The following is a 20390-nucleotide window of genomic DNA, read 5'->3' on the forward strand; positions in this document are numbered from 1 at the left end:
TTCCGGTTCTGGTGTCGTTCCTGCTGCTCTCATGGCTACTACGGTGTCAGCACGTTCCAGGGAAGGCACTCAGGGGCGGCGCCCGCTCGGCACCCACCCAGCGTGTTCGCCTGAACCCGGAGGCCGAACCCACTCGTACGGACACACACCGGCTGGGCATGGCAGTGCAAATCTGCACGGACCGCTACGTCGGCCGATTCATGGACGAGGACCCGCTCGTGGTGCCCTGGGAAGCCGTGGAGTACCTGGCCGGACAGCTCGGCATCGTGGACGCCTCGTGCGTGAAGCGGTACGCCGAGCGGACTCGACGTGTACGAGCACGCTGACGAGGTCCACAAGCGAGAATCGGTTCAAGTACCGGGACTTCACCGTCGGGAAGTGAGGCAGGGAGTTCTACAGCTTCCTGTGCGGGCGGGCGTGGACGCACGCCGAGGGACCGGTGGCACTGTTCCCGCAAGCTCCTCACCAGCGCCCTTACCTCCGCAGGTGTCTCATGAGACATACCTCAGCCTGGAGAACCGGGGCTGGTATGGCCGAGGCGGGTGAGGTCGGCGGAGCGAGTGCCGGCGGGCTGGAGGTCGGCGTAGGGGTGGAGGCGGGCGCCGGCGGTGCCGTCGGGGAGGGTGCGGGACGGCTGAGGTTGGGCGGGGGTGGGTGCTGGGGTGCGGCCGAGGATGTCAAGGACGGCCTGGGGGCCGTGGGTGCGGCGGGCGGTGGCGAGTTCGTCGAGGTTCCAGGCCATTTCGCCGACGACGGTGCGTCGAGGTCCGCGGGCCTCTACGGTGCCCCGGATCAGCAGGAGGCCGTTGTGGAAGATCGTGTGGGCGCATGCTTCGTGGGAGTCTTCGAAGAAGGCGGCGTCGACCAGGCCGGAGCCGTCTTCGAGGGTGAGGAAGACGATCCGGCGGCCGGAGGCGATTGGCGGGGTTTGGGTGGAGGCGCGGACGCCGGCGACGAGGACGCGCTGGCCGGGGTGCATGGCGCGCAGGTGGGCTGCGTCGGTGGCGCCGATTTCGCGCAGGAGCCGGTGGTGGTCTTCCATCAGGTGGCGGCTCACGTCGATCTTCAGCACGCCGAGTTCGGCGTCCAGTTGTTCGCGGGCGGTCATTTCCTTCAGGCCGGCCGGTCCGGCGGCCACGAGGGTCGCGTCGAGGGGGAGTTGTTCGGTGCCGGGGCGGGTGCGGGCGTGGCGGTGGATTTCGGCGGCCTGGAGGAGGAGGTCGCGTCGGGTCGCCTCCCCCTTCAACCCGTCGAGGGCGCCGATCTGGATGAGACGCTCGATGACGGGGAGCTTGGGGTGGGCGCGGGCGTAGAGGTCTTGGAGGGAGGTGTAGGGCTGGCCGGCGGCGATCCGGGCGACCTCGTCTTCTGAGATGCCCCGCACGGTGGCGAGTGAGATGCGTACGCCCCAGCCGGTGGGTGTCTTCTCGACCGTGTAGGCGGGCTTGGAGTGATTGATGTCAACGGGCAGGACGGGCACGTTGTGGCGCCGGGCGTCGGAGACGATCACACAGGGCGGCCACATGCCGGGGTCGTGTTCCAGCAGTCCTGCGTACAGGGCTGCGGGGTGGTGGGCTTTGAGCCAGGCGGACTGGAGCGCTGGCACGGCGAAGGCGACGGCGTGTGCTCGGCAGAATCCGTACGCGCCGAACGAGGAAACGACTGACCAGACCTCGTCGAGGACTTTCGTGCTGTAGCCGCGGGCGCCGGCCTTGGTCCGGAACCAGTCTTCGATCTTGGCAAGGCGCTGCTCGTCGGCGAGGGCGCGGCGGGCGATCTCTCCCAGGGCGCGGTCGCATCCCGTCATGACGGAGAAGATGTCGATGATCTGTTCGTGCCAGATGGTCACTCCGTAGGTGTCGCGCAGGACGGGTTCGAGGTCGGGGTGGGGGTAGGCGGGGGCGGCGCCGTGGCGGGCGGCGATGTAGAGGGCGGGCATGCCGCCTTTGACCGGGCCGGGGCGGAAGAGGGAGATGTCGGCGATGACGTCCTGGGGGCCTCGGGGCTGGAGCCGGCCGACGAGGTCCTGCTGGCCGGGGCTTTCGAGCTGGAACATGCCGACGGTGTCGCTGTCCTGGATCAGTTTGAACGCGAAGACGTCGTCGAGGGGGACGTCGAGGTCGATCTGGCGCCCGTCCGTCCGCCGGATCTCTGCGACGGCGTGCGCCATCGCGGACTGCATCCGCACTCCGAGGACATCGAGCTTGAGCAGGCCGAGGTCCTCCACGTCCTCCTTGTCCGCCTGGACCATCGGGTACTGGCCGCCCGGTGTCGGCTGCACCGGCAGCCGGTCGAGCAGCGTGGAGTTGGAGAGGATGACACCGCACGGGTGCATCGCGATCCCGCGCGGCAGCCTGTCCAGTCCTTCCGCCAGCTCCCACAGCGGCCCGTAGGAGGCCGCCTCGGCGGCGAGCGGCTTCAGCTCGGGGAGTTCGGCGAGTGCGCCGCGGATGTCGCAGGCGGGCAGGTGCGGGAACGACTTCGCGATCCGGTCGACGACCTGCGGGGCAACACCGAGGGCCAGGCCGGTGTCGCGCAGGGCGTGGCGGGCACGGTAGGTCTCGGGCATGCCGGTGACGGCGACCCGCTCTTTCCCGAAGCGCTCGATGATGCGGTCGTAGACCTCCAGCCGGCGGGCGGACTCGACATCGATGTCGATGTCCGGCAGGGAGGCGCGCCGCTCGCTGAGGAACCTCTCGAAGAGCAGCGAGTGTTCGAGCGGGTTGGCCGAAGCGACGAAAAGTGAGTGGTTGACCATGGAACCGGCGCCAGAGCCCCGGGCGGCGACTCGAATGCCCATGTCCCGGATGTCAGCGACGACTTGAGCAACGGCGAGGAAGTACGCCTCGAACCCGAGGCGGCCGATGATGCCGAGCTCGTAGTCGAGTTGGTGCATCGCACGCTCGTCCAGGTCCAGGCCGCGGGCGACCATCCCGGCCTCGCACCGCTGGCGCAGCAGCCGCATCCCCCCTCCTGGACCGGACTGCGCGCCCACCACAGTGGCCTCGGGAAAGTGCGGCACTCCGAGCCCGAGGTCGCGTGCGGGGTCCACGACGCATGCGTCGGCCGTCGCGACCGTCTCCGCGATCAGCCGCTGCGCCCGCCGCGGAGGCAGGCTGGCGGCCGCGGTCACCCGCTGGGCGATCGTGATCATGTCGGTGGGGCCCTTGAGCCAGCGCTCGCCGCAGTCCAGCCGGCGTCGGTCGATCGGCCTCAGCAGGCGGGCCGCGTCCAGCACGTCCGCGATCCGGTGCTGCGCAGGGTCGGCGTAACGGACCGCATTCGACAGCACCGCCGTCACACCGACCCGGTCTGCGAGGGCGAGGGTGTGCGCGGCCAGGCGCACCGATCCCGGACCGAGACCAGACAGACCCCAGCACACGACCTCCAGCCGCAGCGCGTCCCCGACGACCTCGCGCCAAGGAGCCAGCAGCCGCTCGGCGACGTCGGGCCGACCGGCGGACAGCGCCCTCACCGGCTCCGAGGCGGGGCCGAGAAGGACCGTCAGCCCCTCTCCCCCGAACCTGGTGATCGCTTCCCAGGACGCCGAAGGCGGCCCACCGGCCGCAAAGCTGTCGGCGTGCGCGGCGGACACCAACCGGCACAACCTCCCCCACCCGGCAGCGCTCTGCGCGAGAAACGTTGCCCGAAGCGGCGCCTGCGCCACGTGAGCCCCACCGCGTACTGGGGTCCGGCGCCGGGGGCCAACAGTCGTCGGTGCGTGGGCGGCGACAGCCAGGTCGACCCCGAAGACGGGGCGCACACCGGCGGCCATGGCAGCCTTCGCGAACCTCACCACACCGGTGACGGTGTCACGGTCGGTGAGCGCCAGCGTACCGATGCCATGCTCGGCCGCCCGGGCCACGAGAGCATGCGGATGGGAGGCGCCGTAGCGGGCGGAGTAGCCGCTGGCGACATGGAGGTGCACTCCAGTACCCACAGCTCACCTCCAGCCCTCCCCACTTTTCAGCCACTATGACCTGAAACCAATGTATCGAACTAAATTCGAACAGAGCCAGTCGGCGGCGCCTGGAGCTGCTGTGACAGAGCACGTTGTGACTGAGCGTCGTAGTTGGCCACTGAGCGTTCTAGTTGGCCGGAGCCGACGCAAAGCCGGCCGTGCGAGAGGCTCCGGGGTCACGCGCGAGCGCGGGAAATGGAGATGCTGGTTACTGGCGTGCGCAGGCAGGATCTCCCCATGTCGACCGACGTGAGCGGAATGATCGAATGCCGTCCGGGGGCCCACCTGTGGGGCCCTGCCGACGAGGACTCCGTATGGGAGGTCGGCATCGATCTCTTCCTCCTCAACAGGGGCAACGCCTACGACGGCCTGGCCTGCCTCTTTGGAATCCGAAACTCCTTTGGCTTCCTTCCCCTTGCGGAAGATCGTGGCTTCCCAGACGACGCCTCGGATGGGCTGCGAGGTGAGTTCGCCGGCTACGGAGGCCCCCACAATGTGCACGGGACCACCTGGCTGACCTGGGCCGAGCTGGACAGCGCGGACTGGCAGGAGACCGACGCCTCAGGCACACGACCCCGCGCCTCAGCCGCAGGGATCGACACTGACTGGGTCCGGGTCTGGAGCGTCATGCGCATCCTCAGCGAAGTTCACGGAGCCGAGAACGTACGCCTCGTCGTCTGGTTCCACTGAGCCTTTCAGCGTGGCCACCGATCGGGTGATGACCATGGTGCCCGCAACAGACAGGGCTCCCGTGCCGTTGGGTGAGGTGTTCGAAGTCTCAACCTGCCGGTCCAGGAGCCCCGTTGGTTCCCTATCCTGCCGCACTCGACCTGCCTCATGCGCTGGTCGAGTGGGTCACGATGATCGTCACCTGTGAGGGTGACCGCCGCTGCAAGCTCCTGCCGCACAAGCGCGCCCTCGTTGCTCTCGCCTACCTGCGCAAGCACGACACTCTCGCGCAGATCGCCGCCGGGTTCGGCATATCCGTAGGCACCGCCCACGCCTACACCACCGCCGTTGTGCGGCTCCTCGCCGACCGGGCGCCGGGCCTGCTCAAGACCCTGCGCAAGCACGCCCCGGACTACGTGCTCCTGGACGGCACGCTCAGCGAGTGCGACCGCCTGGGCGACGGACGCGCCGATTACTCCCACAAGCACCGGCGCCACGGCGTGAACGTGCAGGTCGTCACCGATCCCGAAGGCCAGCTTCTGTGGATCTCGCCGGCCTTGCCGGGCCGCGCTCACGATCTGACCGCCGCACGCACCCACCGCATCATCCGAATCTGCGAACGCCAGGGTGTCCCGATCGTCGCCGACCGCGCCTACATCGGCGCCGGCTCCCAGGTAACCACCGCCATCCGCCGCCCACCCAACGGCGAACTGTCACCGACCGAACGGACGCTGAACCGGGCACTCGCCCAGGCCCGCGCTCCTGTCGAACGAGGCGTCGCCCGCCTGAAGTCCTGGCGGATCTTCCGCCGGAGCCGCTGCAGCCCGAACCGCATGACGGACATCGCCGCCGCGGTCCTCACCCTGGAGAGGCAACGCTGAAAAGGCTCACTGAACGAAGTTTCGAAGGAGGGCGTGAACACCGTGTCGCCGGGCACAAGGGCTATCACACCGAGGTCCTGGCATTCGGAGCTGGTCGGGATCTACCCACCAAGGGACGAACTCAGGCCCTTGTGAAGCTCATACGCACACGCGCCTGAGCCGGAATTGACGATGGGGTTTAAAATGATCATTCTTGGGCTTATTCTGCTGATCATCGGCCTGCTTGTCGGCATGGGTCTGCTGACGACGATCGGTGGCATCCTCATTCTGGTTGGCGCCATCCTGTGGATCCTGGGTGCGACCGGTCGCGCGGTCGGTGGACGCAAGCACTTCTTCTAAAGTCAGGGCGCCTCACCAACTCTCTGCGACGAGTGACGTGTCCATGACTCCCTCCGCGTCGGAAAGTCCACACCGTGAGGAGCTTCTGGGGCGTGCTCGCGCAGGGTGGTCCCTATGGACCAACGTGGCCGACTCCCCACCTTCGACGCCGCTGCCCAAGTGCCTATGGTCACCGGTGTCCTCTAAGCAATCATGCGCGACGTTTCGCAGAAGCAGTACCCGATTCGGCAACGCCGCACGGTCGCGGTGGTAGGTCGTCAGCGTGCCGGGACGGCGGGCCGCCAGTGGGGACGGCCCGCCGTGCTCACCGGGTCAGCCGGTTCACACCTGGTCGATCACCCAACGGGACGCCGTGCCGATGGTGGGTTGGAAGACGACCGTGGACCCTACGGTTCCGTTCGCGTGCAGGTACTTGCCGCTCCAGGTGTGGCTGATGGACTTCGGGCTGCCGGACGTGGTGTTCCACTTCTGATACGCGCCGGCGTTGCACGGGAAGGTGTAGACGTCCGCGCCGTTTCCGTCGAGGCAGTGGCCTGATACCGGGTTCCTGAAGATGCCTCCTGTGATCGTCCAGACCTGCTTTGCGCTGCGGTCACAGTTGCCGAGGACGAGGTTTCCCTTGCCTGTCGGGACGTCCACCACCTGAAGGCAGGAGTTGCGGCTGTTGGCGTTAATCACCTGGTAGTACACCGGGGCCGCCGCCTGCGCCGAGGTCGGGGCGCCGACCAGCAGCGTCGAGCCGAATGCGATCGCCGCGCCTGCACCGGCGAGTCGACTGAAGTTTCCCTTGAGTTGCATTGATTGATCCCCTCGAGTTCAGATGGTTGGCGCGCCGCCTGTGGCGGCGCCCGGTCATTCCCCCTGTTCGCCGCTGCACGGAGGCCTTCGGCGACCGGTTTGTGGGGATGGGTTGGGACGACGTCACCGTCGCGCATGCCATCCCCATGGCGTCATCACCACGTCACCATCGGCCGCCAGGCGGTCATTTCTGTGAACGCTATGCTTTGATCCAATTACTGTCGGCAAGGGGAGTGGCCGGGAGGATGGATTTTCGAGTACTCGGCGCGCTTGAGGTCTGGACGGGCTGTGAGCGGGTGCTTCTGCCTGGAGCGCGTCGTCAGCGGGTGTTGGCTGCGTTGTTGTTGGCACCGAACTCGGTGGTGCCGCTGTCCAGGCTCGTCGAGATGACCTGGGATGACGAGCCACCCGCCACCGCCATCAAGCAGCTGCAGAACTCTGTCTCGGCACTGCGGGAACGTTTGGGCGACAGCGACCAGCGGCTCATCCTCACCGAGGAATCCGGCTACCGGATCTGCATCGGTGAAAAGCGGCTCGACTCGCTCCGATTCGCCGCCGGGGTCGCCGACAGCCGCCGTCACGCTGCTGAGGGAAGGCTGGATCGGGCAGTCCGGGTGATCCAGCCGGCGTTGAGCCTGTGGCGTGGGCCCACACTCGACGGGCTGGGCAGCGCGGCGTTGACCAGATCCGCCGCACGGTTGGACGAGCAGCGGCTCAGCGCGCTGGAGCTGTGTGCCAGGTGGCGGCTGGAACTCGGCGAGCACCACGAGGTCGTCGAAGATCTCGCGGATCTCGTGCACGACCATCCACTGCGCGAAGGGCTGCACGCGCAGCTGATGGCGGCGCTGGACCACTGTGGCCGGCGCGCGGACGCGCTGCACGTTTTCCACCGCCTCAGGACCTGCCTCGCCGAAGACCTCGGAGTCGGCCCCGGAGCCGATATACAGCGGCTGCACGAGCAGATCCTGCGTGGTGAACCCCCACCCCGCCGGGACAATCGCGCCCCGGCCGTCGGCGCCGTGCCTGCCCCTAGGTCGCCCTGGGCCGTCGCGTCACCGGTGCCTCGGCAACTGCCACAGACGATCCGCGACTTCACCGGCCGCGCCGATCACCTGTCCGCGCTCGACGCCCTGTTACCGCCTGCCAGCGGGCAGGCCGTGGTGATCTCCGCACTCGACGGATCAGGCGGAGTAGGCAAAACGACGCTCGCGGTGAACTGGGCTCACCGCGTCCAGGACCGGTTCCCGGACGGCACACTGCACACCAACTTGCGCGGTTACGGTCCCGGCAAGCCCGCGGGCCCGGACGAGGTACTCGACGACTTCCTGGTCGCGCTCGGCGTACATCCGGCGGCGGTGCCCGCCGGGACCGGCGCCCGCTCGGGACTGTTCCGTACGCTGGCGGCGGGGCGACGAATGCTGATCGTGCTGGACAACGCCAACAGCGCCGAGCAAGTCCGGCCGCTGCTGCCGGGTGCGCCCGGGTGCATGGTGCTGGTGACCAGCCGCGACAGCCTGACTGGCCTAGTAGTCACCGAAGCCGCGCACCGACTCACCCTCGACGTGCTCTCCCCAGCCGAGGCCTTGAGCCTGGTCGTCGGCATCATCGGCCCCACCCGAGCCCAAGCAGAACCAGCTGCGGTAGAAAACCTCATCCGGCTGTGCGCGCGGCTGCCGCTGGCGCTGCGGATCGCCGCCGGGCGCGCGGCCGCGTACGAGCACGTCTCGGTCGCCGACATTGTCGCCGAGCTCGCCGACGAGGACTCCAAACTCGACGCACTGAGCTGGGGCCAAGATCCTTACGCCGCGGTCCGCAATGTACTCGAGTGGTCCTACGAACAACTGACTGCGCCTCAGGCGTGCCTGTTCCGGCGCCTCGGCCTGCACCCCGGTCCAGACATCTCGACACCCGCCGCAGCGGCCCTCGCACGCCTGCCACCACGCGAGGCACGAAAGCTGCTCGACGCGCTGGCCGACGCGCACCTCATCGAGCCGGTCGCACGCGACCGATACCGCTTCCACGACCTACTGCGCGCCTACGCGGACGAGTTGGCCTGTGAACACGACACCGAGGGCGAGCGCCGCCACGCCCTCGACGCAGTGCTCACGTGGTACAGCCACACCGCTCACATCGCCGACCGCCAGCTCTACCCAACCTGCACGCGCCTGGTGGCAAACCCCGCCAAGCCCGCCCACCCCCACCCCATAGCCGACCGTGACCACGCCTGGGCATGGTTCACCGCCGAACGGGCCAACCTGGTCGCCGCCCTGCACCACGCCGTCGACCGCACCATGGACCAGTACGCCCTGCACCTCGTCGACGCTCTCGGCTTCCTCGTGCTCATGGGCGGCTGGGAGGAACGCATCGACACCGCCACCGCAGGCTTGCACGCGGCGCAGCGGTCCGGCCAGACCGAGCACGAAGCCAACGTCCTGCTCGCTCGCGGAGAAGCACTGGCGCACCTACAACATCCCGACGCAGAGCCAGACCTCACCCGCGCCTCCACACTCGCCCAGGACGCCGGCAACATCCACATCCAGATCGCCGCCCGCACCGAACTCGGCCAACTACTGCGCCGACAAACCCGGTTCGCCGAAGCACTGCACCACTTCGAAGAGGTGCGCCAGCTCAGCCGAGGATTCGACACCGGACGGTGGGAAGCGGTCGCGGAAGGCAACATCGCCCAACTCCACGCTGATCTCGGCAATCACCAGCAAGCCATCGACCACGGCACACGCAGCGCGTCGCTGCGCCACCAGCTCGGCGATACCGACGGAGAGGCATGCGCACTCTCAGCCATCGCCAGGGGCTGGCAGGGCCTCGGCGACCACGACACGGCGATCACTCATTGCCGACGCGCGATCGCACTCGGCCGCGCGTCCCTCGGCAGCCACGACGAGACACTCGCCTGGCCCCTCGCCGTCCTCGCCACATCACTGAACCACCTCGGACGCGTGAACGAGGCCATCGCCTGCTGGCAAGAAGCCGCCGCGATCTACACCGACCGAGGACTAGACGCCGACGCCGCCACGATGCACCACCACATCCGAACGGCAGACCACCTGCCCACCGACCCGCCTCCCGCCAGCGGCATCGCAGACCAAAGTTCCAACCGTTGATCGATCTGCCGTACCCCTTGTGCGCGAGAACGCCGGCGAGCTCGGCAGCCAGCACGTCTGGTCAGTCCAGTTCCGACCACCTGGTCGGACACCGGCCACTCGGCGTCGATCCACGGGTCGCCAACGGCTGACCTGGGAGCGACCACGCCCCAGACCCAGTCGCACCCGACGCCGGAGGCCCTATGGATGGCCTCGCGACCGTACGCGCACAGGAATACGCGAAGATGTACGACGAACCTCTCGGTACCGCCGCCCGGCTCGACATGCTGCGGCGCCTGGAAGGCGGGGGCGTCGCCCCCCACGCGACTGCGGCCATGCACGCGCTTCGGTTCAAAACCCTCCGCCTGACGATCAAGACGGTGAGCAGGCCCGAGGATGCTCAGGGGTTCGTGCTTCTGCCGCGCCGGTGGGTGGTGGAGAAGCCTCGGGTCTCCCCCTTGCCCTGTTCTCGGCGGTGGCACCGTCGGTTCTTGGGACTTCGTGTCAGGAGGCTTCACACCGGTCCATTACTGTTCCGGCATGCTACGTAGGGGGCCTGCTCTTCATGACCACTGAGCAGGGTTCTCCGCGTTCCTCTGGTACGGAGAGCTCAGGCGGCGAGCTCCTCTCCGGTCGCACTGCAGTCCGGGCACAGTTCGCCTGGCGTCTGCGCGTACCCCTTCATCAGGTTGCTCCCCTCACCTGGAGGGCACGAGCCTGCCACGGGTGATCACCGGCTGACCAGAGCTTCAGCGACGACGTCCAGCTTGGTGACCTCGCGGTATGGCCATCGCCGGGGGTGATCGTGCAAGGTGGGCCGGTGAGCGACTACCCCATCGAGATCCCCGACGAGATGCGCCAGGCCCTGGAAACGGCCCACCGGCAGGGACTCCAACTCGACCTGCGCAGGCCGGCCGGCCGGATCCGGGTAGACGCGGAGGGCCGGTACGCCAGCGAGGGAACGGGGTGGCAGGCCGGAGTCGAATGGAGCCTGCGCTACATCGAGAACATCGCCAGCGGGCTAACCGAGGGCAGGTCATAGGCGCGCCGACAAGCATGCCGTTCAGAGCTTGCGTTGCAAGGCGGGCGGCGACTGGCAGCGCCTGCCAACTGGAAGTTGGGGCTGGGCGGCGTGAAGGAATGTCGGGGAATGTCTGACGGTGACCACCTGTCAGGAATACCTGACGCCATGACGGATACGGACGTTGACCGCCCTGTGACCGCGCCAGGGGAAGGCCCGGAGATCCTCTCGCCGCGGGATGAGGCGCGCATCGTCTTCGCGCGTCATGCCTGCCTTCTCAGCCGTGACGCCCTGGCCCTGATGCCGACGGCGTCCAAGACGTCGCCCGGCGACTTCCTGAGCGGAGCGCTGGAGCTCCGCAGGAAGCTCGACCACCTGATCGAGGCCGCCGTGATCGCGGAGCGGGAGTGCGGGAGCACCTGGGAGCAGATCGCCCAGGCCGCCCAGATGACCCGGCAGTCGGCGCACGAGAAGTGGGCTCCCCGAGTACAGGCGTGGGCGACTCTCGGTCGTCAGGCCCGGTCGGCGGGATCAACGGAGCATTCCATGGACACCGCGCGCTGGCTCGACGGCCAGTACGAGCGGGTGTGGGCCAATGAGCCGGAGGCTGTCACCGCGGGGCTTGATGCCACCCGTCACCCCGGCTCCGACGCCTACGAAGCCGCGCAGAGGAAGCGGGGCACACACCTGCACGCCCGGCTTGTGGAGCTGCGCGAGCAAGCCAGGACGCTCGATGGCCAGTACCACGAGCTCAAGGACGCGAAGGACGAAGACGGTCTCCTTCGCCTGGCCGGGGTGCTCACCTCCACAGCCGCCAACCACGACGCCCAAGCCGCCGCCTACGACCAGCTGGTGACCGCCGAGCCGTCCCTGTCCGACGAACACCGCGGCGCAGCCGAACGCCAACGAGGCAACGCCTACGACGCCCGCCAGTACGCCCTGCTCACCACCCGCAGGACCGCCTGAGAAACAGACGTGTGTTTAGGCTGTCGCGGACCGGGAAACCGTCCCGGCTCGCTGGGGCATAGGCGGAGCAGCGCCAACCGGGGTTCAGCGCCCGGCACGCCGCGGGGTACATGGCTCGGGGCCGGCCGCTGCTGCGGCCGGCCCCTGGAGGTGGCTCTGCTCCGAACCAGTCTCACTCACCACAAACCGGGTTCCCCCACAGCGGCCCTTCTAAGTGAGCGGTTCGTGAGTCTTTAAGTGGATCTGCTGTCGCCTAATGGTGTGGTGGCAGGGCGGAATCTGCCGGTCCGCGGTTGTTGATCTGGTGATGTGATCGGGTGAGTGAACGCAAGCGGTATCCGAGTGACTTATCGGACGAGCAGTGGTCGTTGATCGAGCCGGTGATCACCGCGTGGAAGGACCGGCACCGCTCGGTCAGCGGCCACCAGGGCGCCTACGACATGCGGGAGATCGTGAACGCGATCCTCTACCAGGGGCGGACCGGCTGCCAGTGGGCCTACCTCCCGCACGACCTGCCGCCCAAGAGCGCGACCTACTACTACTTCGCCGCCTGGCGGGACGACGGAACCGACCAGGTCATCCATGAACTCCTGCGCTGCCAGGTCCGTGAACGAGCCCGCCGATTAGAGGACCCGTCCCTGGTGGTCCTGGACACCCAGAGTGTCCATGCGGCCGCCGGGGTCCCCGCCGCCACGACCGGCCATGATCCGGCCAAGCGGGTGCCCGGACGCAAACGCGGACTGGCCGTGGACGTCCTCGGCCTGGTCATCGCGGTCGTCGTCCTCGCCGCGAACACCCACGACAACGCCGCGGGCATCGTCCTGCTGGACCAGGTCGCCGAGCACGCCGGCAAAACCGTCCGCAAAGCCCTGGTCGACCAGGGCTTCAAGAACCAGGTCGTCATGCACGGCGCCGGCCTGGGAATCGACGTCGAGATCGTCCGACGCAACCCACAGGACAAGGGGTTCGTGCCGCAGCCGAAGCGGTGGAGAGTCGAGCAGACCTACGGGATCCTGATACTGCACCGGCGCCTGGTCCGCGACTACGAGCACCGCCCCTCCTCCTCCGCCTCCCGCGTCTACTGGGCGATGACCCACGTCATGACCCGACGCCTCACCGGCGCGAACACCCCCACCTGGCGCACGGCGCAGGCGGCGGCAGCGTGAACATCCGGCCCCTGCTCGACGCCCTGGACCTCCAGGAAGACGCCGCCCAGGCCCTGGCCGACGACCTCCGCGCACAGATGGACGACCTGCAGACCCGGTTGCGGGAGGCCGAGACGCACCTGGAGCACCTCGCGATCACCCGCAAGACCGTCATCGGCCTCGCCGACCGGCTCCCGGCCGGCCCGCCGGATCTGCCCGAGCACCCGGACTACCCCCGCATCCTCGACGCCTTCAACCACGCAGCCGGGCCGCTACGGGCCAAGGACGTCTGCGAAGCCCTTGGCCACGAACTGCTGCCGAAGAACGTCGAAGGCACCCGCGCCAAGCTGAAACGACTGGTCAAACTCGGGATCCTCACCGAGGCCGACACCGGCAACTTCGCCAGGAAGCAATAGCCGACAGAACCTCCACCAGCGGCCTTGCTCCCACCTCAGCCAGAAACGGACATCGTCTTACGAACCGCCCACTAACAACCCGAGCCTCACGACGCTCAACAGACGGGCGTTGGGCGAGCGTGATGGCGCTGGGGCGGGGCGGATGAGGTACGACTCACCGCACGACTCGGGGCCCGACCGACACTGCGATCGGGCCCAGGGAGGCCATGCCCAGTTCCACTCATCACTCGGGTGCCCCCAAGGCACGGTCGTTAACCGAACCCACTGAGGCCGGCCAGTACAGCGTGGTGCGGGAACGAGGGTTTGGATGGACGCCCCGCACCACGCTGGCCTGACGGCGCCGCGCCAGAGGCACCTGCTCGTCAGCCTGCCCCACCCCAGCGGCCCTGACCTGACCGAAACGGCACCGCCCGCCGCACTTCACCCGACCAGACCGTGACCCAAGATCCGCACGCGGTGTGGAGCCGCTCGAAGCGCGCACATAGCGCAGATTTCGGATCGGCTCCGGGCCCCCACGCCCCTCGCAGGCAGGACCTCCCAGGACAGGCAGTGACCGTGACGCCCTGGTGGTCGTTGTTGTGCCGACGCGTGAGTGCATACCCGTCCGCGTTGCGTGGGGGCCCTGCCACCCCTCAGGGCCCCCACCCCCATACCGGCCGGCAGCGCATGCGCTTCTCCCACCCCCTGCCCGGCCGGGCTCCGGTGTGTCAGCGGCGGAGGAAGCCGAACATTCCGTTCTCCTTGCGCCACGCCTCCGCTTCCGCCTTCATCTGAGCCTCTTCAGCCGCCCGTTCCTCGGCCTCCTGGCGCTCACGCTCCTTGGCGTGGGTGCACACGGAGCAGTCGCTGCCCGGCGCTGCGGACTGCCAGTCGTCGTTCGGGTACACGTCACGGCCGCAGGTCGGACACGCCCACGCGGCGGCCTTCTGCCGCCGCGTGGCCTCTTCCCGCTCGCGCTCCTCCTGGGCGCGCCGCTCAAGGCGGCGTTCCTCGTCCCGGGCGGAGAAGGCCCGGTAGTCGTCCGGGGTGTCCAGAGCCGCTTCGAGGGTCTCCCACGAGGAATGCCCGTAGCGCCACCAGACGAGGCGCTCTGTGAAACACCCCCCAAGACGCCTTGGAGAACGCCCTGCTGAACGTCCTGGCAAGCGCCCTGCCAGACGCCCCGACGTCAGCCCCGGCCGACCACCAGGCAATCGTTCTGCTTCGCCGACCACACGACAGCAGCGGCAGCGGATGCCGCCCAGTTTGAGCAGCAGATGATGATCTCGGGTGCCCCGGAATGAGCGTGCGCATCGCCTGCCTGCGGGCGCCTGGTGCTGGGGATCGCCGCGTCTGCTGCGGGGGCCAGCCCTGCGGTCCGGGCCGACGTAGGTGGCTGCGCTCGCCGCAGATGACGAGGGCACTCTCCATGGGCGGGCCGGACCCCGGTGAAGATCCGGCCGCCCGCGGTACCGGGGAGTCAGTCGGGCTCCTGCTCACCTGCCGACTGGGGCACGTTCGCCGGAACTGCCGCAGGCGGGCTGACCTCGGAGTAGCCGCCCTTCCCCGCGGGCCGCACGACCAGCTCCGCGGCAAGCGGTGGGCCGACCATCGCCCGCACGCTGGAGGCCATAGTGGGGAGATACCGCATCTGCTCTCCATGGCGGGACTTGCCTGCTGAACTCGGCTTGTTCCGCACCGCTCACAACGGCTGAATCCGATGGGCCGTCGACGGAACCTGGGAGAAGATTCTCGCTGCCCCGGTCGATCAGTGTTCGGACACCGGCGGCCGGTCAAGGGCGCCTACAGGGTCCGGGGCTGAGGCCCTGGCGTCGGACTCGGTCCGCTTTTCCAGGCGGCTGCAACGCGGCAGGGTGATGGACACGATGTCGCCGGGCGCGTCCAGTTCGATGCGGTGCCACCGCCCGCGCGGCACGATGACCGCCTTTCCGGCCGCAAGCCTGATCTCTTCCTCTTCTTCTTCCGGCTGTTCCGGACGGAGGTAGAGCCGTATTCCGCCGGTGAGGCAGGAGACGAGTTCTTCCGCGTCGGGGTGGACTTCCCAGTAGTCGGCGTGGACGTCGGCGTCGGTCTCCACGTGGAAGGCCATCAGCTGCCAGCCGTCCCACCCGGGGTCGAACACTGGCTGTTCTGCGTGCACCTGGCCGTCTTGGTGAAGGCGGATAAAGGAAGCGAAGAGATCGATCGGGGTGACAGTCATACCGAGATGTCCTTCCTACGGTGGTCTTTCCTCTGATGGGTTGTGGCATGGAGGGGCCGGCGCGGCTACCTCATTCGTCGGCCGGCGCGCGGCGCAGGGCTGCGCCGAGTTCGGCGATCTGGCGCTGCGATACCTCGGCGTACAGGAGCGCCTGCGAGCCGTGGAAGGTGCCGGGCCACTGGTGCGGCTCGGTCGGCACGCCCGCCTGCGGCGGGCCCGGCGCGTAGGTGATGTCCTCGTCGTGGTTCGGGCAGAGCTCCATGGTGGTGATGTAGGGGGTGGCAGGCGGGACAGGCCCGCGGTCCGAGCCGGGGCGGCGTACGGCGAGGCCGGCGCGGAGCCCAGGTAGCGCCGCCCCATCGCGGCGGCCTTCATCCAGCGCCCTTGTCAGCGAGCGTGGGGCAATCCGGCCATGGGACTAATGCCGGCGCCTATGAGGCGTTCTCGGCCTGGGCGTTTGCGTCACCGCACATCGCTTGCCGGTACAGCGACTTCAGCGCGGCGTCGATGGGGTGGTGTTGCGGCTTCCCCGAGGAGTCCGGCTTGTTCCACCTCTGAAGGTTGAGCGCGACGGACATCTGGCGCTCGCCGTCGGCCCGGGTCAGGGACATCGTTCCGGCCCCCCACACCGTGCCGTCGTGGCCCCAGAAGGTGCCGCAATCCCGGACGGCGACCTTGTGCAGACCGAGGCCGTATTCGATCATCGATCCGTCCAGGGCGACGACCGGGACCGTGCGCTGCATCTGCGCCAGCGACGCCTGGTTGACGATCTTGCCGTCGAGCAGCTTGCCGTAGAAGCGGTTGAGATCCTCCATGGTCGATACGAGAGCGGCCCCCGTTCCCGTCCAGGACATGTTGTAGACGCTGTAGTCGCGCGGCGGGTCGTTCAGGCCCCACAGAGACTCGTACATCCGCGAATGCGGTCCCTCGATACGCGGCCCCGCCGGAAACCCGGTGTGCCGGAGCCCGGCGCGCTCGATGACATTCCGGGTGATGTACTTCTCGGCCGTGATACCGGTCACCTGCTCCAGGAGCTGGCCGAGGAGCAGGTAATTGGTGTTGGAGTACACGCCCGGAGTGGCTCCGGGCTCCCCGGCGGGAGGCGCGTCGACCCCCATCTTGATCAGCTCGGCCGGGCGGAATTGCCTGAACCGGTTGTCGTCCAGGCTCTTGGGCGACATGTCCTGCAGAGAAGGGAACGCGTAGCGGATGTAGTCGGGCAGGCCGCTGGTGTTGTTGAGCAGCATGCGCACCGTGATCTTCTTGCCGCGCTCCCCCGGCACCAGCTGCGGCAGGTAGCCGCCGATCGGTGCGTCGAGCTGGATGCGGCCCTGCTCGACCTGCTGCATGACTGCGGCGGCGGTGAAGGTCTTGGTGATGCTGCCGACGCGCTGGCGCATGTCGGGCGTGACGGGACGGCCGGTCCTGACATCGGCGACCCCGGAGGCGCCGCGCCATGTCCGGCCGGCATCGCGTACCTCGGCGTACACCCCCGGCACGCCGGCGCGGTGGACACCGTCCATGGCGGACTTCAGCTCTACGGGATCGAGGCCGGTCGCCGGGCTCGTGCCGGCGACCGGCGCGGCCCTTGTCCCGTCGGGCGCGGGAGCTGCCGCCACCGTGCCCGCACAGACGCTCAGCGCGGCCACGCTTCCACATATCGCCAGTCGGATCTTCAAGACACCGGTCCTTTCGTGATCGATGAGTGCAACGGGGGCTCTCCCCATGCCTTTCGGTATCCCCGGTTCACTTGGCCAGAGCGCGCCGCAGGGCGGCGCCGAGTTCGGCGTTCTGCCGTTGCGAGACCTCGGCGGACAGGAGCGCCTGCGAGCCGTGGAAGGTGCCGGGCCACTGGTGGAGCTCGACCGACACGCCCGCCTGCATCAGGCGCAGCGCGTATGCGATGCCCTCGTCGCGGTTCGGGCAGAACTCGGCAGTGGCGATGTAGGCCGGTGGTAGGCCGGAGAGATCGGCGGCCCGAGCCGGGGCGGCGTACGGTGTGGCGGGCCGGGAGCCCAGGTAGTGCCGCCATGCTGCGGCGAGCTTGTCGCGGTTGAACCAGGGCGTGTCGGTGAAGTTCCGCGCCGACCACGTCTCCTGCCGGTCGTCCAGTCCCGGCTGGTTGAGCAGTTGGAAGTGGATCGCCGGTCCCTGCTCGTCGCGCGCCCGCAAAGCCACCGCGGCCGCGATGTTCGCCCCGGCGCTGTGTCCTCCGACCGCGATCCGCGCCGGGTCGATGCCGAGTTCGTCCGCGTGCTCGGCCGTCCAGGTCAGTACGGCATAGGCGTCGTCGAGGGCGGCCGGGAAGCGGTGTTCGGGCGCCAGGCGGTAGCCCACCGAGATCACCGCCGCCCCGGAGAGGCCCGCGATCCGGGCGGCCCAGGGATGCTCGGTGTCCAGGTCACCGAAGACTCCGCCGCCGCCGTGCAGCCAGACGATGGCGCCTTGCGCCTGGTGCGGGCGGTAGACCCGCACCGCCACGTCCGGGTCGGCGGACACCGTGCGGTCCTCGACCTCCATGTTCGAGGTGTCCGGTGCCGGCGCCGCGGCGGCACGCTCGGAGAAGTTCTTGCGCGAGGTGACCGGGTCGTTCATGTCGAGTTGCGGGAGAAACGGGATGAATGCTTCGAGTTCGGGATCCATGATGACCATCCTCACGGTCGTCACCCGGTGGGTCACCCGCCATCCGTCGCGCATCCCACCGCCAACACGCACCAATCGGCGCGCCCTGGTCCTTCTATCCTTCTGCCATGGAAGCACTGGCCGTTCGGCTGTCGGGACTGGATCCGTACGTCGACGGCGCGATGCGCATCGTCGCGTTCTACGACACGCTGATGCGCCGACGGGTGGACCTCCCGGCGCTCGCCCGGGCCTCGGCGGGCCTGGCCGAGTGCGTGGCAGGGATTCGGCTCCACGGGACGGGGCGGGTGACCCGCGTCTCGCCCGACGGCAGTCAGACATCCACCCCGCCGGTACCCGCGTCCACAACGGTGCCGATCACTCTGGATGAGGAGGAGATCGGCACGGTGTGGCTGGAACGCCCCAGCCCGCCGAATCCCCTCGACGAATTGCTCCTCGACCGGCTCGCTATCGCCGCCGCGGCCATCGCCGAGCAGTACGGCCCGGCCCGCACCACCATGGCCGACCCCGCCCTGGTCGAACTGGCGATCAGCGCCGACAGCGACGAGGCGGCCAGAGCCCGGGCGCTACGGCTGCTGGGTTTCGCCGCCGACCTTCCGGTCCGCGTCGTCGCCGTACGGTCTCGGCTCCCGCTCGGCCGGCTCGGCGGCCTGTTGTGCCCGGCCGGCCCGGTGAAGGCGGCACCTCTCGCCGACGTGGGCGTCATCCTGGCCGCCGCCATCGACCCGGCCAGGTTTCCGGCGGGCGTACGTGCGGGCATCGGCGCCGCGCAAAGCCCCGACCGCTCCTGGCGGCAGGCCCGCACCGCCCTCCGCTTCACCGGCCCGCGCGAACCGGTCGTCCGCTACGCCGACCTGGGCGCGCTGGCGCTCCTGGCCGAGATACCCAAGGACGCCTCGCGCGACAACGCCGACGTGGCCGCCATTGCCCGGATCTCCGGCAACCCGGAAGACATGGAGACTCTGCACACCTACTGCGCCACCGGCTCCCTACGCCGGGCCGCCGACCTCCTCCACCTGCACCACAGCAGCGTCGCCCGCCGACTCGAACAGGTCGCAAAGACCCTGGGCATAGAACTCACTGAACCCACCGGACTACTGCGGGTCAGGCTCGCTCTCACCGCATGGCGGCTACTCGACGACTGAGCAAATCCGCCCCGTCACCCGAGGTGCCCGCACACGGTGGTGCGCTCGGCGCCGTCATCTGCCTCTCTGACACCTCGGCACAAAACGGGACCGACCGATGGCGTGGTCGTCCGGTTCGCCGGCCGGGGCACCGTTTCCCGGGCCCGGCGGCGTGCTGGTGAGCGCGCACAATCGTCGAGTCCACCGAGATTGCCCAGTTCAGCTCTGGTGCTGCACGTATACGCGTTGTGGGTTCAAGGGTGCTGCCCTAACGAGCTCGTGCATGGTTGGCGGTGGCGCGTCGAAGGCTGCGGATTCGCTGCAGGGTTCACATGTGCGGATTACTTCCGAGGATGGCGGCTTGTTGGTGGGAGAGGAGCCCGGCGACGGCTCGGATGATGTCGCTCATGTGCTCGCGTCGGCCGTGGTGTCGGGCGAGGGCTCGCCAGTTCTTCAGATGACCGATGCCGTGCTCGACCCGGATGCGCCGTGACGGCTTCGGCGAAATTGCCGTGGCCGTCCGGCACGCGATGGACCGCGAGTTCCTCCGCCTGGAGAAGGTGGCCCAGTCTGCGGCGGCTCACATCCACAAGCTGGCCAGCGGCTCCTGTGTCTCCTGCGGCGGGGCGCTTTTCCTATCGCCGCTCGCAAACGTGCCCGCCCGATTCTGCTCCGCCGGGTGCGCCGCAGGCAGCAGTCAGGACTCCGGCGCGGCCACGTCACCAAAGGAGTAGCGCGGCGTCGGCTCGCCTGCCGCGGCTCCAGCGGAGTAAAACCGGTTCGCTGGCACCGCGGCGTGGGCCGGCGACCGTCTGCCCGAGGCCGCCCAACGCCTCCAGGGGTCACCTTCGTCGAGGGGGAGGGGCGGCCACGGACAAGGAGCTGTTCGCCGACCTCGTCGTGGGACACGCCGTGATCACACTGCGCGTGGCCCACGGGCCGAGCCGGCTGGCAGCGGTCTGATCTCCGAATCGGCCCGCGCCTGGCCCGGGGCCGAGGCTGGTGTTACGGCTCCTGTAATACCGGCTCGGTCCCTCGCGCTCGCCGCACCGGCCGGGCAAATCCCGAGTGTGCTCAACGCGTCGGCGGAGTGAGGGCGATCAGGGCCGCGCAGACCGGCCCTCGGGCCCTG

18 protein-coding genes and 3 pseudogenes are annotated in these 20390 nt (G+C 68.8%); 13 read left to right on the top strand and 8 right to left on the bottom strand.

The genetic code is table 11. The features are described from left to right. Positions 1–11: 11 nt before the first annotated feature. Positions 12–326: a DUF4158 domain-containing protein gene (locus AS594_RS47385; protein WP_256097115.1), complete on the top strand. Its 315-nt coding sequence runs from the start codon at positions 12–14 to the stop codon at positions 324–326. A 179-nt stretch (positions 327–505) separates the two neighbouring features. Here the strand turns inward: AS594_RS47385 and AS594_RS37010 are convergent, their stop codons facing one another. Beyond that, positions 506–3940, bottom strand: coding sequence for a DNA polymerase III subunit alpha (locus AS594_RS37010; RefSeq protein ID WP_176741127.1), 3435 nt, complete (start codon positions 3938–3940; stop codon positions 506–508). A gap of 216 nt (positions 3941–4156) precedes the next feature. On the opposite strand from AS594_RS37010, the gene AS594_RS37015 reads away from it, so the two are divergent. From AS594_RS37015 to AS594_RS43495, 3 genes are all read left to right on the top strand, one after another. Then, complete coding sequence (locus tag AS594_RS37015; RefSeq protein WP_240509342.1) at positions 4157–4651, top strand: hypothetical protein; 495 nt, start codon at positions 4157–4159, stop codon at positions 4649–4651. Positions 4652–4764: 113 nt separating this feature from the next. After that, positions 4765–5511 carry an IS5/IS1182 family transposase gene (locus AS594_RS37020; protein ID WP_069931042.1) on the top strand — a complete coding sequence of 249 codons (747 nt, stop codon included), beginning with the start codon at positions 4765–4767 and terminating at the stop codon, positions 5509–5511. 183 nt (positions 5512–5694) lie between these two features. Next, positions 5695–5850, top strand: a complete 156-nt coding sequence (locus tag AS594_RS43495; RefSeq protein WP_010059700.1) for a hypothetical protein — start codon at positions 5695–5697, stop codon at positions 5848–5850. A gap of 321 nt (positions 5851–6171) precedes the next feature. Here the strand turns inward: AS594_RS43495 and AS594_RS37025 are convergent, their stop codons facing one another. Then, a complete protein-coding gene (locus AS594_RS37025) occupies positions 6172–6648 on the bottom strand; it encodes an RICIN domain-containing protein (protein WP_069931043.1) in 477 nt (158 codons plus the stop codon). A 26-nt stretch (positions 6649–6674) separates the two neighbouring features. Between AS594_RS37025 and AS594_RS37030 the strand changes: the two genes are divergently transcribed. The 6 genes and pseudogenes from AS594_RS37030 to AS594_RS37055 all read left to right on the top strand — a co-directional run bounded on the left by AS594_RS37030 (position 6675) and on the right by AS594_RS37055 (position 13294). Next, positions 6675–9767 (top strand): AfsR/SARP family transcriptional regulator, encoded by a 3093-nt coding sequence (locus AS594_RS37030; protein ID WP_141746926.1) that lies wholly within the window; start codon positions 6675–6677, stop codon positions 9765–9767. A gap of 332 nt (positions 9768–10099) precedes the next feature. Next, positions 10100–10189: pseudogene (locus AS594_RS48185) on the top strand (IS5/IS1182 family transposase); the annotation flags it as partial. A gap of 377 nt (positions 10190–10566) precedes the next feature. Beyond that, on the top strand, positions 10567–10788 hold the full coding sequence (locus AS594_RS37040; RefSeq protein ID WP_069931046.1) for a hypothetical protein: 222 nt from the start codon (positions 10567–10569) through the stop codon (positions 10786–10788). A 147-nt stretch (positions 10789–10935) separates the two neighbouring features. After that, positions 10936–11733: a hypothetical protein gene (locus AS594_RS37045; RefSeq protein ID WP_069931047.1), complete on the top strand. Its 798-nt coding sequence runs from the start codon at positions 10936–10938 to the stop codon at positions 11731–11733. 317 nt (positions 11734–12050) lie between these two features. Continuing rightward, the gene (locus AS594_RS37050) at positions 12051–12899 is read left to right on the top strand and encodes an IS5 family transposase (RefSeq protein ID WP_069925183.1); all 849 of its coding nucleotides are present in this window, start codon (positions 12051–12053) and stop codon (positions 12897–12899) included. After that, positions 12896–13294, top strand: coding sequence for a hypothetical protein (locus tag AS594_RS37055; RefSeq protein WP_069931048.1), 399 nt, complete (start codon positions 12896–12898; stop codon positions 13292–13294). The genes AS594_RS37050 and AS594_RS37055 overlap by 4 nt, the downstream gene beginning before the upstream one ends. Before the next feature lie 707 nt (positions 13295–14001). Here the strand turns inward: AS594_RS37055 and AS594_RS44155 are convergent. Continuing rightward, positions 14002–14439, bottom strand: a complete 438-nt coding sequence (locus tag AS594_RS44155; protein WP_141746927.1) for a hypothetical protein — start codon at positions 14437–14439, stop codon at positions 14002–14004. A 341-nt stretch (positions 14440–14780) separates the two neighbouring features. On the opposite strand from AS594_RS44155, the pseudogene AS594_RS46870 reads away from it, so the two are divergent. Further along, positions 14781–14985: pseudogene (locus AS594_RS46870) on the top strand (hypothetical protein); the annotation flags it as partial. A 56-nt stretch (positions 14986–15041) separates the two neighbouring features. On the opposite strand, the gene AS594_RS37065 reads toward AS594_RS46870, so the two are convergent. From AS594_RS37065 to AS594_RS37080, 4 genes are all read right to left on the bottom strand, one after another. Next, positions 15042–15494 carry a cupin domain-containing protein gene (locus tag AS594_RS37065; RefSeq protein ID WP_069931050.1) on the bottom strand — a complete coding sequence of 151 codons (453 nt, stop codon included), beginning with the start codon at positions 15492–15494 and terminating at the stop codon, positions 15042–15044. Positions 15495–15564: 70 nt separating this feature from the next. Next, entirely contained in the window at positions 15565–15756 is a 192-nt protein-coding gene (locus AS594_RS42005; protein WP_069931051.1) for a hypothetical protein, read from the bottom strand. 169 nt (positions 15757–15925) lie between these two features. Then, positions 15926–17017: a serine hydrolase domain-containing protein gene (locus tag AS594_RS37075; RefSeq protein WP_069934083.1), complete on the bottom strand. Its 1092-nt coding sequence runs from the start codon at positions 17015–17017 to the stop codon at positions 15926–15928. A 223-nt stretch (positions 17018–17240) separates the two neighbouring features. After that, entirely contained in the window at positions 17241–18137 is an 897-nt protein-coding gene (locus AS594_RS37080; RefSeq protein ID WP_069934084.1) for an alpha/beta hydrolase, read from the bottom strand. Positions 18138–18244: 107 nt separating this feature from the next. On the opposite strand from AS594_RS37080, the gene AS594_RS37085 reads away from it, so the two are divergent. Continuing rightward, positions 18245–19279, top strand: coding sequence for a helix-turn-helix domain-containing protein (locus AS594_RS37085; RefSeq protein WP_069931767.1), 1035 nt, complete (start codon positions 18245–18247; stop codon positions 19277–19279). A gap of 84 nt (positions 19280–19363) precedes the next feature. On the opposite strand, the pseudogene AS594_RS46875 reads toward AS594_RS37085, so the two are convergent. Continuing rightward, positions 19364–19481: pseudogene (locus AS594_RS46875) on the bottom strand (IS5/IS1182 family transposase); the annotation flags it as partial. A 60-nt stretch (positions 19482–19541) separates the two neighbouring features. Here AS594_RS46875 and AS594_RS45115 point away from each other — a divergent pair. Beyond that, a complete protein-coding gene (locus AS594_RS45115) occupies positions 19542–19751 on the top strand; it encodes a hypothetical protein (RefSeq protein WP_069934044.1) in 210 nt (69 codons plus the stop codon). Positions 19752–20390 lie beyond the last annotated feature (639 nt).

It is taken from the genome of Streptomyces agglomeratus (assembly GCF_001746415.1).
In the GTDB taxonomy this organism is placed as follows: Bacteria; Actinomycetota; Actinomycetes; order Streptomycetales; family Streptomycetaceae; genus Streptomyces; species Streptomyces agglomeratus.

Bases quoted from the DNA above. Each gene is read 5' to 3' on its own strand.
- AS594_RS37015 (WP_240509342.1), top strand. From the start codon at position 4,157: ATGGAGATGCTGGTTACTGGCGTGCGCAGGCAGGATCTCCCCATGTCG.
- AS594_RS43495 (WP_010059700.1), top strand. From the start codon at position 5,695: ATGATCATTCTTGGGCTTATTCTGCTGATCATCGGCCTGCTTGTCGGC.
- AS594_RS37025 (WP_069931043.1), bottom strand. From the start codon at position 6,648: ATGCAACTCAAGGGAAACTTCAGTCGACTCGCCGGTGCAGGCGCGGCG.
- AS594_RS37045 (WP_069931047.1), top strand. From the start codon at position 10,936: ATGACGGATACGGACGTTGACCGCCCTGTGACCGCGCCAGGGGAAGGC.
- AS594_RS37065 (WP_069931050.1), bottom strand. From the start codon at position 15,494: ATGACTGTCACCCCGATCGATCTCTTCGCTTCCTTTATCCGCCTTCAC.
- AS594_RS42005 (WP_069931051.1), bottom strand. From the start codon at position 15,756: ATGGAGCTCTGCCCGAACCACGACGAGGACATCACCTACGCGCCGGGC.
- AS594_RS37075 (WP_069934083.1), bottom strand. From the start codon at position 17,017: ATGGACGGTGTCCACCGCGCCGGCGTGCCGGGGGTGTACGCCGAGGTA.
- AS594_RS37080 (WP_069934084.1), bottom strand. From the start codon at position 18,137: ATGGATCCCGAACTCGAAGCATTCATCCCGTTTCTCCCGCAACTCGAC.
- AS594_RS37085 (WP_069931767.1), top strand. From the start codon at position 18,245: ATGGAAGCACTGGCCGTTCGGCTGTCGGGACTGGATCCGTACGTCGAC.
- AS594_RS45115 (WP_069934044.1), top strand. From the start codon at position 19,542: ATGGTTGGCGGTGGCGCGTCGAAGGCTGCGGATTCGCTGCAGGGTTCA.